This window comes from Scytonema sp. NUACC21 (assembly GCF_054684315.1).
Genome location: NZ_BAAFZH010000016.1, coordinates 1 through 14,340 on the forward strand (window position 1 = coordinate 1; position 14,340 = coordinate 14,340).

Here is a 14,340-nt window from a genome sequence, read left to right on the forward strand (position 1 = left end):
CCAACGATATACTAGGCATGGGAATCGCAAAAAATCTTAAATTTTGCATGATTGAGGCAGAAATATTAAGGGGTGAATTTACAGTTATTAACATACGTGGATAGTTGTAAATAGCCAAGAATCGATGACGTAAAGAGCAGGAAACATGAATTCAGGAATTGATCTGCAAGGAACGTTTATTCAATCCCTAATGGATTTAGGACTGTCGGCAGGTGCAGCTAAAGCCATTTGGATGCCATTACCAATGGGACTGATGATTATTGGTGCTACGGTAGGAGTGCTAGTTTGCGTTTGGCTAGAAAGAAAGATTTCAGCAGCGGCACAGCAGCGGATTGGTCCTGAGTACATTGGTCCTTTTGGTTTGCTAGCACCTGTAGCAGATGGTCTCAAGCTGGTTTTTAAAGAAGATGTGGTGCCAGCGAAATCAGATGCTTTGCTGTTCACCCTCGGTCCTATCATCGTGACAATTCCAGTGTTTCTGTCCTACTTAATAGTGCCGTTTGGACAGAACCTAGTGATTACAAATGTCGGGCTTGGGGTATTCTTGTGGATTGCCTTGTCTAGCATTGCGCCCATTGGCTTGTTAATGGCTGGTTACTCATCTAACAACAAATACTCTCTTTTGGGAGGCTTACGGGCAGCAGCACAATCAATTAGTTATGAAATTCCTTTGGCACTGGCGGTGTTGGCTATAGCGATGATGTCTAACAGCCTCAGCACCATTGACATTGTCAATCAACAATCCGGTTACGGTATTCTTGGCTGGAACGTTTGGCGGCAACCAGTTGGCTTCATTATCTTTTGGATAGCTGCCCTTGCTGAATGCGAAAGATTGCCCTTTGACTTACCCGAAGCAGAAGAAGAACTTGTAGCTGGCTATCAGACAGAGTACTCGGGTATGAAATTTGGTTTGTTTTACCTGAGTTCTTACGTCAACTTAGTTCTTTCTGCCCTGCTGGTTGCAGTTCTATACCTGGGCGGTTGGGATTTCCCCATTCCCCTTAACCTGATAGCGAGTTGGTTTGGGGTGAGCGAACTCAATCCCATTTTGCAGGTTGTCACCGCCGCATTGGGAATCACCATGACCGTACTCAAAGCATATTTCCTCGTCTTTCTAGCAATATTAGTACGGTGGACAGTACCACGGGTTCGCATTGACCAATTGTTAGATTTAGGATGGAAGTTTTTGCTACCTGTGGGTTTGGTTAACTTGCTACTAACCGCAGCCCTGAAACTAGCCTTCCCCGTCGCTTTTGGTGGTTAGTTAGTCATTAGTTATTTGTCATTTGTCATTAGTACTCTCACAAATGACAAAGGACAAAGAACACCGGACAAATCCTAAGAAGAGAGAGACACGAAACATGTTGAAGTTCCTAAAACAAGTTGGTGATTATGCCAAAGAAGCGGTACAAGCTGTTTAGACTCCCGCATCGGTAACAAATTCTTAAACGCTGGTATTGGTTGGGGTTGTTCTTGCTTCCCGAAAGACGTTGCAGCTCTCATTCACACTGCTGATGACTACGGCTATGAAGCCCAGTTGCTAAAATCCGCTGTTAGCGTTAACGAACGCCAGCGTCTGATTGCAATTGAAAAACTCCAGCAAACCCTGAAAATCCTCAAAGGTAAAACTGTTGGATTGTTGGGTTTAACCTTTAAGCCCGATACCGATGATATGCGTGACGCGCCTGCTCTCAACATTATCGAGCAGCTGAACCGCTTGGGAGCAAAAGTGAAAGCTTATGACCCCATTGTTTCCCAAACCGGTATGCGTCATGGTTTGTCCGGAGTGTTGGTGGAAACCGATGCTGAAAGACTTGCTGATGGCTGTGATGCATTAGTACTAGTGACAGAATGGCAACAGTTCAAAAACTTGGACTATACCAAAATGGCTACACTCATGAACCACCCCGTGATTATTGATGGTCGTAATTATCTCGACCCCGAATCAATGATACGTGCTGGCTTTCAATACGTGGGTGTCGGTCGATAATTGAGTGTTATGTTTCCCAGGCGGTTGCCTGGGAATTTTGCTTTACCCGCCAAATTGCAACAATTCGCAAAAAAAGTCAAAGAAATGAGTAAATGACAATCATGGCGTTTCTTTATTGGTAGTGAGAGAATACAACAAGGTAAAATACAAGCGCTTGATGCTACATTCTCAACGTCATGGGCAATACTTTTGGGCATTTGTTTCGCGTCACTACTTTTGGTGAGTCCCACGGCGGCGGTGTGGGAGTCGTTATTGATGGTTGTCCTCCGCAACTGGAAATCTCTCCTGAGGAGATTCAAGTAGAATTAGATAGAAGGCGTCCCGGACAAAGTAAGATTACAACTCCTCGCAAGGAAGCCGATTCCTGCGAAATTCTGTCTGGAGTATTTGAAGGGAAAACTCTTGGAACGCCAATAGGAATCCTGGTGCGTAACAAAGATACCCGTTCCCAGGATTATGATGAGATGTCTGTTAAGTATCGCCCCTCCCATGCAGATGCAACTTACGACGCCAAATATGGCATTCGTAATTGGCAAGGTGGTGGTAGATCCTCGGCACGAGAAACAATTGGACGAGTTGCAGCAGGTGCGATCGCCAAAAAAATTCTTCGTCAAGTTGCTAATGTTGAAGTAATAGCTTATGTCAAGCGTATCAAAGATTTAGAAGGCGATATCGATCCAAACGCTGTGACTTTAGAGCAAGTGGAAAGTAATATCGTCCGGTGTCCTGATGCTGAATGTGCAGAACGGATGATTGAACTGATTGAACAAACTGGTAGAAAAGGGGATTCCATCGGCGGAGTGGTGGAGTGTGTAGCACGGAATGTCCCCAAAGGTTTGGGCTTAGGCTTATATTCAGCAGCTAATCATTTCATAGATACCTTTACTAATCGTCACAACCAAACCTATTCTTTGCCGTGGTACACTATAAATTGGGACAAATTACAACTGAATGTAGCCCAAGAACAAAAAACACTTGAGCAAGCATCTGAGATGGGATTAGCCATTACTCCAAAAGAAGCTGTAGAAGTATTTAAACGAATATTATTTTTAAAGGAAGGGACTCATCTTATTGTTTCTACAGTAGACATCAATGCTAGAAATAAGCATATATTTAACTTCGACTCTTTGGCAAATTTAAAATCTTCCAAGAAATTAGATTCATTATCACGCTACTTCAGACCTAATCTTAGTAATTCCTATGTTGCTCCGACAGATGAGTTGGAAAAACAAGTTACGGAAATATGGCAAGAGGTACTTGGGATTGCAGAAGTTGGTATTTACGACAACTTTTATGAGTTAGGAGGAGACTCTCTTATTGCAACCCAACTAGTTTCTCGATTGCGAGCAAAGTTCCCAGTAGATTTACCACTGCGTGGTCTTTTATTACAAGCCATGATACCTATCAAGCAGACAGAAATGATTGAGCAACTTCTGTTGGAAAAAATTGAAGAATTATCTGAAGAGGAGGCAGAAGTGCTTTTGGCTTCTTCTCACTTTTCTAAATAACTTGATTTGAAACCTTTATTAAGAAACAGGAAAAACAGTTTATGTCTTTAGCTAGCAGTCCTCCAAATTATGAGCCGATTGCTCGGTTGCAGAACGAATTCAAGAATACAGGTAAATATTTGGTATAAGGTATAATACCTGCTTTATCTTATTAATAATTTTCTAACTAAAAAAGGAATACTTGCAGTTAATGACTCTTCAGATAACTTTTAACAATGGATAAACAAACCTCTAATTTATCACCTGCGAAAAAAGCTCTTCTAGAAAAATGGAAGAGAGGCAATTTTCAAGCTGACACTATTCCTAAGCGTCAAGTCTCGAGGAATATTCCCTTATCTTTTTCACAACAGAGGCTATGGTTTATCGACCAGCTTTACCACGGGAGTTCTTTTTATAATATTCCAATTGCTTTTCATATAGAAGGACAGCTTAATATTACAGCTATTCAGCAAAGTTTGAATGAAATTCTCAAGCGCCACGAAGTTTGGCGCACAACTTTTACGCTTGTAAATGGAGAACCAGTACAGGAAATTGCACCTCAATTAACTTGGGATTTACCAATGATTAATCTTGAGCATTTGTCTGGTCAAGATTGGGAATCTGAGGTGAAACAACTTGTAGCCCAGGAAGCAAAAAAATCCTTTAATTTAGCTAAAGGACCTTTAATCAGAGCCACTTTACTTCGCTTAAGTGAAGAAGAATACGTTCTGCTTGTGACCATGCACCACGTTATCACGGATGGATGGTCTTGTGGAGCGATATCAATACCTTGGGACTGATACACCGATTGCACTTCGTTCACTAAGAACGTCTGCACTTTCTGTAAAGCGAGACTAGCACAGGCGTAAACTCCATCCTCAGAACCCAGGTTAAAGAAGATTTCCAGGATTTCGTGGGGATTGGATGGACCATCGGTTATCGTCTGACCCGCACTCACCGTTTGTCCGTCGGAAACAATCAAGTTTTGTCCGGGTCCAATGGGGTAATCTGTTACAACACCATTGCTTTCGATAATTTTAGCTGCAATTGCTTCATCACCGTCACCGTAAACAATCTTGACTTCTCCGGCGCGTCGTGCTAGAATACACGCTTCTTTTGGTTTACGCGCTTCAAGGAGTTCCTCAATCCTCGGCAAACCTTGAATGATATCTCCAGTCTTAGCCCGTTCAAATACCAGCAACACCAAGTTATCACCGCGCTGTACCAGTCCACCGTCGTCCACCTGCAACACAGCACCCGCACTCACCCGGTAGGGGCGACCAACACGAATGGTAACAGTGTAATTCTGAGTCGAAAGCGCTGATTCAGCCGCCGCCCCCTCAGCAGCAATATTTTTCACCTGTATAACCTGTCCCGATTCTTCGGCAAAAACTCCAGGAGCAATTTCCGCACCCTCGACCACCAACTCACCGGGCTTGACTTTCGGTACAGCCGTAATACTGTTCATTTTCACCAAATCACTGTGGCGCAACACCAAGCATCGGCGAACCGCTTCAGCTCCCTTTTGTACCCCACGCACTATACCGCCTTCCTTACACAAAATTTGGGTACGTGCAACCACAGCACCTTGAGCGATCGTTTGTCCGTCTTCTACTTCTAGCGATGTTTGAGTACTACCTTGAGTAGCATCTGCCGCAATATCGCGACGAATCACCAAAGATTCCAAAATCACCAATTGCAAGCGCTGAATATCTGGGTCGTCCGCATCGGGAATCAACTCAATGTCCGCAGCCAAAGGAGAAGCATTATGGTCCTGTTCCCCCTCAGTCTCAATCTCCAACACCAGTTGAGTCCGCAGCAGTTCCACACCTTCAACCGTCTTAACGCGTTCCGAATCTTTATAAGGCAAACGCTGCACCGCCCGCAGTTGAATCGATCGCCCGATTTGTTGGCTCACCGAGGTAGTAGATGGCACATCGGGGGTCTCCGGTACGGGGAACTCAACCACAGGACGGCTTAACAGTGCCGGACCTTCCGGTGATTCTACGTACTCAATGTACCGTAATTCGGTAGCAACTTGCCCCAACAACTCCTCACCTGGTTGAACAAAGGTAGCGTCTTTACCCATGACAGCTTCAGGGTCATCTACCATGAGCAATTCCCCTGGTTTTATGACCACTTCCCTCAAAATGTCATTTTTCTGGGTAACTTCAATCACACCACTGTTTTGGCAGAAGATATCGTATAAGGGTTTGAAGGAACTCAGCGAGTTGATTGGTTCTTACCAAACCTTAAAAGATGGCGGACGCGGTATTCCCATTGTTAATACCATCATGGATAAATGCCGGATGGTGAATCTGGATAAGGACATCGCCTTGCCAGAAATGGATGCCAAGGATATGACCGCTGAAGAACGCGATAATATTGTTGGCTTAGTTTACCGCAAGTTGATGGAGATTGAATCGCGGCTGTTGCCCTGTGGGTTGCACGTTATTGGTAAACCACCTTCGGCTGAAGAAGCGATCGCAACTTTAGTTAACATTGCCAGCTTAGATCGTCCTGAAGAAGAAATTCTCAGTCTTCCCCGCATTATTGCCAATAGCGTTGGAAGAAACATTGACGAGATCTACCAAAACAGCGACAGAGGCATTTTAGAAGATGTCCAATTGCTGCAAGACGTGACAATGGCAACTCGTGCTGCTGTTTCCGCCCTTGTGAAAGAGCAAACAGACGCAGAAGGGCGAGTTTCCCTCGTTTCCAAGCTCAACTTCTTTAACATGGGTAAAAAAGAACCTTGGGTAGAAGCACTGCACAAAGCAGGTTATACCAAGGTAGATGCCACAGCCCTAAACCCACTGTTTGAGTATTGGGAATTCTGCTTGCAGCAAGTTTGCGCTGACAATGAATTGGGAGGATTGCTCCAAGGTTTGGAAGGCGAGTACATTCTTCCCGGTCCCGGTGGTGACCCCATCCGCAACCCAGATGTACTGCCCACAGGTAAAAACATCCACGCCCTCGACCCCCAAGCTATCCCCACGACAGCAGCAGTACAATCGGCAAAAATCGTTGTAGATAGATTGCTGGCGCGTCAGATGGTAGAAAACGGCGGTAAGTATCCAGAAACCATCGCTTGCGTGCTTTGGGGAACCGATAACATCAAAACTTACGGTGAATCCCTGGCACAAATCATGTGGATGGTGGGAGTACGACCAGTTCCCGATGCTTTGGGACGGGTGAACAAGTTAGAACTGATTCCCCTAGAAGAGTTGGGACGCCCTCGGATTGACGTAGTTGTCAACTGTTCTGGTGTGTTCCGCGACTTGTTTATCAACCAAATGAATCTGCTGGATCAAGGGGTGAAGATGGCGGCGGAAGCGGATGAACCTTTAGAAATGAACTTTGTCCGCAAACACGCACTTCAGCAAGCAGAAGATATGGGGATCAACTTGCGCCAAGCTGCAACCCGCGTATTCTCAAATGCTTCTGGTTCCTACTCCTCTAATATCAACTTGGCAGTAGAAAACAGCACTTGGGAAAGCGAAGCTGAGTTACAAGAAATGTACCTCAAGCGCAAGTCCTTCGCCTTCAGTGCCGATAACCCCGGTACGATGGAAGAATCACGGGCTATTTTTGAAAAGACCTTGAAAACAGCTGAGGTCACTTTCCAAAATTCCAATATTCGGGAATGCCAATTTCTTCGTAATCGCCAGCTTTATCAAGGTAATCATCTCGCCAATTAGTACTTACAACTTCTACTACTAATGGAATTGATTCACTGTAGCTAACTGTTGATTGATTTTTCCATCTCGGTTCTTTTGCTAAATTAGGACGGTTTAACAAAAGTATATCTGGTAAGTACGCTGATTCACTTTCAGGTGGTTTGACCAACACTGTTTTGGGAATACCGTATGGTAGATTAAGGCGAGTATATTCTAAAGTGAATTTCTCAACCAAAAATACAATAATCTCTTCATGGTCACCTAATGGTTGTGACATCTCAACAATTACCCCATTGTGTAGTTCATACCGACCATTGTCTGGTTTCCAATTTGCAAACTCTTCAAACGTTACTACTTTGGGTAGGGCTTGAGTCATACATACCTCAACTTGGGGACTTCCAAATAAAAAAACTTCCAAAATTTCTTGAAAAAATAATTTTTACAACTCAAATAGGATTGCTATATTAGTTTAAATCTTCTCACAACATAACATGGAGACAAAAAGTGCAAATCACTAAACGCAATGTTGAATTGAGAGTAGATGACAGTTTAATGCGTGTTTATGTAGCTGCCCCCAAAGCCGCAGGAACATACCCCGGTATCCTGTTTTACAGTGATATTTATCAGTTAGGTAGTCCAATGATTCGTCTGGTTAACTATCTAGCAGGACATGGCTATGTAGTGGCAGCCCCGGAAATTTTTCATCGTACTGAACCCATTGGTTTAGTTATTGAACCAGACGACCTTGGTCGGATGCGAGGTAATGATAATGCCCGCCGAACTCCGATAGCTGGGTATGATGCTGATTGCCGTGCTGTGATTGAATTTCTGAAAGGGGAAAGTTCGGTTGCTTCAGGACAGATAGGCACTTTAGGTTTTTGTATCGGTGGGCACCTATCTTTCCGGGCAGCTTTCCAAAGTGAAATTCAGGCAGCTGTGTGCTGTTATCCCACCGGCATTCCAAGTGGCAAACTAGGTCAGGGAGTCGCCGATACAATTCACCGGGTCAGTGAAATTAAAGGTGAAATGCTCATCGTATTTGGTACTCTTGACCCTCACATCCCAGAACCAGACCGTCAAACAATCGTAAAAGCCCTTGAAAATGCAAGTGTTCCCCATCAAATTCTCTTATATGAAGCAGAGCACACCTTCATGCGCGATGATGGTTATCGTTATGATGCTGCGGCGACTACCTTTGCCTGGGCTGAAATAATAGCTTTCTTGAAACGCGTGTTTGTAGTTTAGGAAAAGTTGAAAAAAGACATCCTCCCATGCCACAGTGGTTAGATATGGTGGGCGAGGATGTTAACAAATACTATTTTGTAATATTAAGTGCAACTAAACCTTTGCTTCCAAAGATTTGAGCAACTCAGTATTCACACACCCGGTTGGGACTGTCACGGCTTGCCTATTGAACTGAAAGTTTTGCAGAACATGAAGCAAGCAGAACGGCAAAACTTGACGCCTTTGCAACTGCGACAGAAAGCAAAGGAATTTGCTCTCTCTACGGTAGATGAACAGCGCGAAAGTTTCAAACGCTACGGTATTTGGGGTGATTGGGAACATCCTTATCTGACACTGTAGCCGGAATATGAAGCGGCTCAAATTGGTGTTTTCGGTCAGATGGTGCTGAAAGGCTACATCTATCGCGGTCTAAAGCCAGTACACTGGAGTCCCAGTTCTAAAACTGCTTTGGCGGAAGCTGAGTTGGAATATCCCGAAGGTCACACCTCCCGCAGTATCTACACTGCTTTCAAAATGACAAGTCTGTCGGAAGCAGTGAAACCAGTTTTGGGTGAGTTTTTGCCTGAGTTGGGTGTCGCTATCTGGACAACTACACCTTGGACAATTCCAGGTAACTTGGCTGTTGCACTGAATCCGGAACTCAATTATGCGGTGGTGGAATGTCAAGACGCGCCATCCCCGGTCTCTATAAAGTATCTCATCGTTGCTGCCGATTTGGTGGAACGCCTTTCTACCGTCCTGGGAACTCAACTGACTGTAAAAGCTACGGTCAAAGGAAAAGATTTAGAACATTCCACTTATCGCCACCCTTTATTCGAGCGCGAAAGCCCTATTGTCATCGGTGGAGATTACGTAACCACTGATTCCGGTACTGGGCTGGTACACACTGCCCCCGGTCACGGTCAAGAAGACTACATGGTAGGGCAACGCTACGGTCTACCTATCCTCGCCCCTGTGGATGATAACGGTAACTTTACCAAGGAAGCGGGAGAGTTTGCTGGGTTAAATGTTCTTGGTGATGGTAACCAGGCAATCATTGATGCGCTGACTGCGGCTGGTTCTCTGCTGAAGGAGGAAGCTTACGTCCACAAGTATCCCTACGATTGGCGGACTAAAAAACCAACTATTTTCCGGGCTACCGAGCAATGGTTTGCTTCGGTGGAAGGATTTAGGGATGAAGCCCTCAAGGCAATAGCTGATGTAAGATGGATTCCAGCCCAAGGTGAAAATCGCATCACGCCAATGGTATCGGAACGTTCTGACTGGTGTATTTCCCGTCAGCGCAGTTGGGGTGTGCCGATTCCCGTTTTCTATGACCAAGAAACGGGAGAACCGTTGCTGAATGAAGAAACAATCTCCTACGTCCAGGCAATCTTTGCAGAAAAAGGGTCTGATACCTGGTGGGAACTTTCTGTAGAGGAGTTATTGCCAGAGAAATACCGCAACAGCGGTCGGTCTTACCGTAAAGGAACTGACACAATGGATGTGTGGTTTGATTCAGGTTCGTCCTGGGCAGCTGTGGCGGAACAGCGCCAGCAACTGCGCTACCCAGTAGATATGTATCTGGAAGGATCTGACCCTTCAAACCCTTATACAATCCAGCGTTTTCTGCTGGAGGCGTTAGATAGGAGATAGTTTCTGCATAACTGCGGCGCTTGGCAATTGTTGCTTCGCTGGGGTTATTTGCAGCGTAGTAGTAAAGATTGGGAATTGTGCCAATCAAGTTATCTGGATAACATTCTCCAGACATCCCCATCTGTTTCCCTGGCATAAATTCCAAGGAACCGTGAGTCCCAAAGTGCAACACAGCATCAGCTTGCCAAATCCGTTCCAAGTAGGTGTAGTAAGCTGCAAAACCGTGGTGGGGACTTGCGGAACGAGAGAACAACAACCGCATTGGGTCGCCTTCATAACCAAAGGTTGGCTGAACTCCAATAAAGACATTCCCGAACTGCTTACCGTAAATCAGCAAATTTTGACCATCGCTGTTGAGATGTCCGGGAGGTGGTCCCCAGTTTTCTTCCAGTCTTTGGGAGTAGGGTGTGAGTGCTTCGTACTCACGAACCGACATCCGGTAAGCGATGTTAAGTTCGGGGCTGCTGTACTGCGCTTGGGCGTCGTGGATGACTTGTTCCATCAACTCTTTCGCGCTGTCTGGCAAATCTGGCACGTCATACCCGTTGTTCTTGAGGGCTTTCATCACCTCGTAAATTGAGCCGAACACATCTAGGTATGCTGCAGTTCCTACGTTCCCTTTATCCGGTGGGAAACTGAAAACGGTAATGGCTACTTTCTTGTTTAACTTCGGCTTGCGGCGTAGGTTTGCCCACTTGAGTGCGCGTTGTGCTACTGCTTCGATGCGGTCTTGTAACGCGATCGCTTTTCCAGTAGTACCATCCCGTCCTGATAGAATTATCGGCTCAATTGCGCCATCCAATTCAGGTATCGCAATTTGCAATGCCACTTGAATTGGGTGCAATCCCAAATCACTATCTATCCATTCTTCCGTTGTTTGGAAAACAAGGGGTAACGCTACCATGTAAGGACGGTTTAACCGCTTCAGCGCCTCAATTGCCTTGGGGTGGTCTTGACGTGCAGGTCCACCCACCAGGGCAAATCCGGTTAGGGAGACTACAGCGTCCACAAGTGGTGTCTTAGTGGTGGGTTCGTAGAAGTATGCTTCTACAGGTTTGGAAAAGTCCAACCCTCCAGCAAACACCGCAACGACCCTTGCACCCATTGCTTCTAGCTCTTGCACCATTGCTACATAGTGAGCATCGTCACCAGTAACGAGGTGCGTCCGCTGCAAGACCAACCCAACACATGGCGCTAGTGGGTCTTTTAAATCATTAGGAATATCATTGCGGCTGCTGTACCAGTTAAGGTACTCCCTGACATCTTCATACATCGTGGTAGCAAGAGGATGCCAAATTCCCATGTCTGGGTAAACAACCGGTGCGTTGTATTGTAGAGACGAGCCATTGCGCTTCTCTACACCTTTCAAAACGTATTTGTCAGCTAGCATCAGCCTGTCAACCCCTACAACGGGCAGTGTACCCGGATCGAGCATACCGAGTTGAACCAATACACTTGCCTGATCCCAATAGATGTGCTCATGGGCTAGCTTGCCGTCACGGAACTGAACAATCACTACCACTGGCACTTCAACCCGTTTCCCGGTGGGAGCAATGCCGGGTAGCATCCAGTCCATCCTAACGGTATGAGTGAACTTAGCCACCATTTCATCCACGAGCTGATTAGTCCCGATTGTGCGGGAGATTGGGGTTAGCTCCATGTCCGGCGGCATCTGTGGAATAAAGTATTTGGAATAAAACTCGCGCAGTGCTGGTTTCCCGACTCCCCCAGTCATTACTGGAATGTTGTTAACGTAAGCATCCTCAACCATCGTGGCGAGGGTATCTTCCGTGTTGTGAGTATCAAACTCGTGCCGCAGATGTTCTTCCCAGAGTGCTTGCAAGGCTTCTTGAGCAGGTGTCAGATTGGAGGTTGCTTGTACATTTGCTTGTTTGTCTACTGTTTGCTCTTTGACCATGTTAAATACTCCTGGTTCTTTCTATCTCAACTGTATTGATTCCAATGCTTAACTTCTTTCAGATTCTTACAATGATTCGTTGAATTCTTACGAGTTGCGCGTCTGTCCGACGTATCACACGAAGAATACTATCACCGGAACCGTGCAGGTTGACAACGACGGAATGATGACGGCACGCTAGACCGATCCGCTGTGGGGAAGACCTCAGCGGTATGCCGTGTCAATTACAAATCGGGTTCGTGTCAATTTATTTACGCCGCGCTGCTGGTTTCATCCTTGATTTCGGTTTTGATGACGAAAGCCCTTAATTCGACAATCTTACCGCCGTGAAAGCGCCAGACATCGCAGTACGAGTAATCAACCGCTTTCCCGTCTTCATCCTTCATTGTGATGTTGCCGAGTGCCGTGACGAAATCACCCTCAGCAATTAAGTTAGCAACTATAAACTTTGGTGGTTCTATGTATGTCGTTGCCATCCATTGGCGAACAGATTCTTTTCCTTTAAGGGTCTTGTCGCCTACAAATGTCCATTGCGTGTCGTCGGCGCAGAACGACAAGAATCCTTCATTATTGCCTTCAGCAATCGCCGCATTTGCCTCTTCTAAGATTGCTTTATTTTTGTCTGACATCTGAATCCCTCCTCGGTTCAAGTGGATGCTTTAACGGAGCGGGAGCGGTTTCTCTGTTGGCGCGTCCTTCTTATTAGCGTAGCTGCCGAATCACCCCGTTACCGCTTGTGCAAAATTCACGGAACAATTGCAGTGACGCGGATTTCAATACGCATTTTTGGAAGTCCAAGAGCTGCAACTCCGACCTCTGTCCAAATTGGGGCATGGTTGGGCATGTAATGACGTAATAGCTTGACCATCACATTGTTAACCTCTTGTATATCCGCCATCGATCGCGAAAGGTTGACCTGTAATGTAGTTAGTCGTTACTATTGATTTAGCAATAATTTTAATCAACTGTTCGCATTCATCTAAAAGATTGTCTATTTTCTCCTGAGATATTATTTCTGACTTAATTAATAGCTTAAGCCAATATCTTGTTTCTCTTGCCTCTTTTAAGGCTATAGATTGCTTAGTAATAAAATCTTTATCACTTTCAGCAGAGCGAGATTCTTCAATATTTGCACCAATAGACGTTCCGGCTCTGAATAATTGATTGGCTAACAATCTTGGTGTTCCCGGATGTTTATCTAAATAGGAACAAAGCTTAGTTATTCTAACAGCAAATTCAAAAGTTCTCTCAGGAATCGTTATGTGATTACTCATTTTAATTATTAATTTTCATGCTAAAATTATAGCACTTTTTGATTTTTAAAGTAGCTTTTTTTGAGCCTTAAAATACTAATTTTGACTTTTGACTTTTAACTTTTGACTTCCCCAAAGGGGCTGGCGTGGCATCAGTTTTACAAGCGTGGCTTCGTTTACAATTACTAACACAAGCACTCAACATCAGTGCCATACTCCAATTCAACAGGACTTACGCAACTGGCACAAGCGATCGCCCTACCGATTCCTCAAATATTCCCCCGTTTTAATAGATTATGAGAAGATGAGTTTAGGTTTGAAGTAGGAAAATCAATGAATCCATTTGACTTAGTTATTTTTGATTGTGATGGTGTACTTGTAGATAGTGAACAAATCACTAACTCGGTTTTTGCGGCAATGCTTAGTGAAATTGGGTTAACGGTCACTTTGGAATATATATCTAATACATTCGTCGGTCAACCTATGACAGCATGTTTAGAAATTATTCAAGACTCTCTTGGAAAACCCATTCCAGATAATTTTGTCACCGAATTTAGGCAACGCAACAAGAAGAGCTTATCAGAAAAATTAAAGCCAATTAAGGGAATACATGAGGTTTTATCTCAAATGAAAATTTCTTATTGTGTAGCTTCAAATAGCATACATGAGATGGTTCAAACCAAGCTAGGTGTCACAGGGTTACTGCCCTATTTTGAGGAAAAAATATTTAGTGTTACAGATGTCGCACGGGGTAAACCACATCCAGACCTATTCTTATATGCAGCCGAGAAAATGAAAGTTCATCCACAACGGTGTGTGGTCGTTGAAGATACTCCAATCGGTGTGCAAGCGGGATTAAGCGCTGGGATGAAAGTTTTTGGTTATGCAGAATACAGCAATCCACAAAAATTGCAAGCAGCAGGCGCATCAGTTGTTTTTAGTTCTATGAGATTATTGCCAGATTTACTTGAGCAATATGAAGATTAAAACCTAGGGGTGGCGATCGCTTACTATTGTTAGAATTTAGATTTGGAGTTTTGGTGGGCTTTAGCCCTACCTACTCAACCCAACCTACGTTCATCCTTTATCCTTCATACTTCATACTTTAAATGTTGGGTTTCGTTCCTCAACC

General features: G+C 44.7%; 8 protein-coding genes and 9 pseudogenes. 10 read left to right on the plus strand and 7 right to left on the minus strand.

The window, feature by feature from the left end:
* The first annotated feature begins 145 nt into the window (after positions 1–145).
* From nuoH to ACYRY3_RS00990, 5 genes and pseudogenes are all read left to right on the plus strand, one after another.
* Positions 146–1,264, plus strand: a complete 1,119-nt coding sequence (gene nuoH / locus ACYRY3_RS00970; protein ID WP_460199984.1) for an NADH-quinone oxidoreductase subunit NuoH — start codon at positions 146–148, stop codon at positions 1,262–1,264.
* A 153-nt stretch (positions 1,265–1,417) separates the two neighbouring features.
* Positions 1,418–1,990 (plus strand): annotated as a pseudogene (locus tag ACYRY3_RS00975) (UDP binding domain-containing protein); the annotation flags it as partial.
* A 176-nt stretch (positions 1,991–2,166) separates the two neighbouring features.
* A pseudogene (aroC, locus tag ACYRY3_RS00980) lies at positions 2,167–2,844 on the plus strand (chorismate synthase); the annotation flags it as partial.
* Between the two features lie 138 nt (positions 2,845–2,982).
* The gene (locus tag ACYRY3_RS00985; protein WP_460199991.1) at positions 2,983–3,498 is read left to right on the plus strand and encodes a phosphopantetheine-binding protein; all 516 of its coding nucleotides are present in this window, start codon (positions 2,983–2,985) and stop codon (positions 3,496–3,498) included.
* A gap of 215 nt (positions 3,499–3,713) precedes the next feature.
* A pseudogene (locus tag ACYRY3_RS00990) lies at positions 3,714–4,253 on the plus strand (condensation domain-containing protein); the annotation flags it as partial.
* Here the strand turns inward: ACYRY3_RS00990 and ACYRY3_RS00995 are convergent.
* A pseudogene (locus tag ACYRY3_RS00995) lies at positions 4,229–5,680 on the minus strand (DNA-directed RNA polymerase subunit beta''); the annotation flags it as partial. The pseudogenes ACYRY3_RS00990 and ACYRY3_RS00995 sit on opposite strands and share 25 nt — an antisense overlap.
* Between ACYRY3_RS00995 and ACYRY3_RS01000 the strand changes: the two are divergent.
* Positions 5,679–7,124, plus strand: a pseudogene (locus ACYRY3_RS01000) (cobaltochelatase subunit CobN); the annotation flags it as partial. The pseudogenes ACYRY3_RS00995 and ACYRY3_RS01000 overlap by 2 nt on opposite strands.
* Here the strand turns inward: ACYRY3_RS01000 and ACYRY3_RS01005 are convergent.
* A pseudogene (locus ACYRY3_RS01005) lies at positions 7,111–7,533 on the minus strand (Uma2 family endonuclease); the annotation flags it as partial. The pseudogenes ACYRY3_RS01000 and ACYRY3_RS01005 sit on opposite strands and share 14 nt — an antisense overlap.
* A gap of 128 nt (positions 7,534–7,661) precedes the next feature.
* On the opposite strand from ACYRY3_RS01005, the gene ACYRY3_RS01010 reads away from it, so the two are divergent.
* The gene (locus ACYRY3_RS01010; protein WP_460199985.1) at positions 7,662–8,402 is read left to right on the plus strand and encodes a dienelactone hydrolase family protein; all 741 of its coding nucleotides are present in this window, start codon (positions 7,662–7,664) and stop codon (positions 8,400–8,402) included.
* Between the two features lie 132 nt (positions 8,403–8,534).
* Positions 8,535–9,980: pseudogene (locus ACYRY3_RS01015) on the plus strand (class I tRNA ligase family protein); the annotation flags it as partial.
* A 1-nt stretch (position 9,981) separates the two neighbouring features.
* Here ACYRY3_RS01015 and ACYRY3_RS01020 read toward each other — a convergent pair.
* The 5 genes and pseudogenes from ACYRY3_RS01020 to ACYRY3_RS01040 form a co-directional block, all read right to left on the minus strand.
* Positions 9,982–11,430, minus strand: a pseudogene (locus ACYRY3_RS01020) (cobaltochelatase subunit CobN); the annotation flags it as partial.
* A 57-nt stretch (positions 11,431–11,487) separates the two neighbouring features.
* Positions 11,488–11,955: pseudogene (locus ACYRY3_RS01025) on the minus strand (nuclear transport factor 2 family protein); the annotation flags it as partial.
* Positions 11,956–12,206: 251 nt separating this feature from the next.
* On the minus strand, positions 12,207–12,584 hold the full coding sequence (locus ACYRY3_RS01030; RefSeq protein WP_460199986.1) for a nuclear transport factor 2 family protein: 378 nt from the start codon (positions 12,582–12,584) through the stop codon (positions 12,207–12,209).
* 116 nt (positions 12,585–12,700) lie between these two features.
* A complete protein-coding gene (locus tag ACYRY3_RS01035; protein WP_460199987.1) occupies positions 12,701–12,853 on the minus strand; it encodes a Rid family hydrolase in 153 nt (50 codons plus the stop codon).
* Entirely contained in the window at positions 12,831–13,229 is a 399-nt protein-coding gene (locus ACYRY3_RS01040; RefSeq protein ID WP_460199988.1) for a four helix bundle protein, read from the minus strand. The genes ACYRY3_RS01035 and ACYRY3_RS01040 overlap by 23 nt, the downstream gene beginning before the upstream one ends.
* A gap of 125 nt (positions 13,230–13,354) precedes the next feature.
* On the opposite strand from ACYRY3_RS01040, the gene ACYRY3_RS01045 reads away from it, so the two are divergent.
* The gene (locus ACYRY3_RS01045; RefSeq protein WP_460199989.1) at positions 13,355–13,498 is read left to right on the plus strand and encodes a hypothetical protein; all 144 of its coding nucleotides are present in this window, start codon (positions 13,355–13,357) and stop codon (positions 13,496–13,498) included.
* 43 nt (positions 13,499–13,541) lie between these two features.
* Positions 13,542–14,195, plus strand: a complete 654-nt coding sequence (locus ACYRY3_RS01050) for an HAD family hydrolase (protein ID WP_460199990.1) — start codon at positions 13,542–13,544, stop codon at positions 14,193–14,195.
* The last annotated feature ends 145 nt before the right edge of the window (positions 14,196–14,340 follow it).

Excerpts from the sequence above, each read along its gene's own strand:
- ACYRY3_RS01030 (WP_460199986.1), bottom strand. The coding sequence starts at position 12,584 with ATGTCAGACAAAAATAAAGCAATCTTAGAAGAGGCAAATGCGGCGATT.
- nuoH (WP_460199984.1), top strand. The coding sequence starts at position 146 with ATGAATTCAGGAATTGATCTGCAAGGAACGTTTATTCAATCCCTAATG.
- ACYRY3_RS01050 (WP_460199990.1), top strand. The coding sequence starts at position 13,542 with ATGAATCCATTTGACTTAGTTATTTTTGATTGTGATGGTGTACTTGTA.
- ACYRY3_RS00985 (WP_460199991.1), top strand. The coding sequence starts at position 2,983 with ATGGGATTAGCCATTACTCCAAAAGAAGCTGTAGAAGTATTTAAACGA.
- ACYRY3_RS01040 (WP_460199988.1), bottom strand. The coding sequence starts at position 13,229 with ATGAGTAATCACATAACGATTCCTGAGAGAACTTTTGAATTTGCTGTT.
- ACYRY3_RS01035 (WP_460199987.1), bottom strand. The coding sequence starts at position 12,853 with ATGGCGGATATACAAGAGGTTAACAATGTGATGGTCAAGCTATTACGT.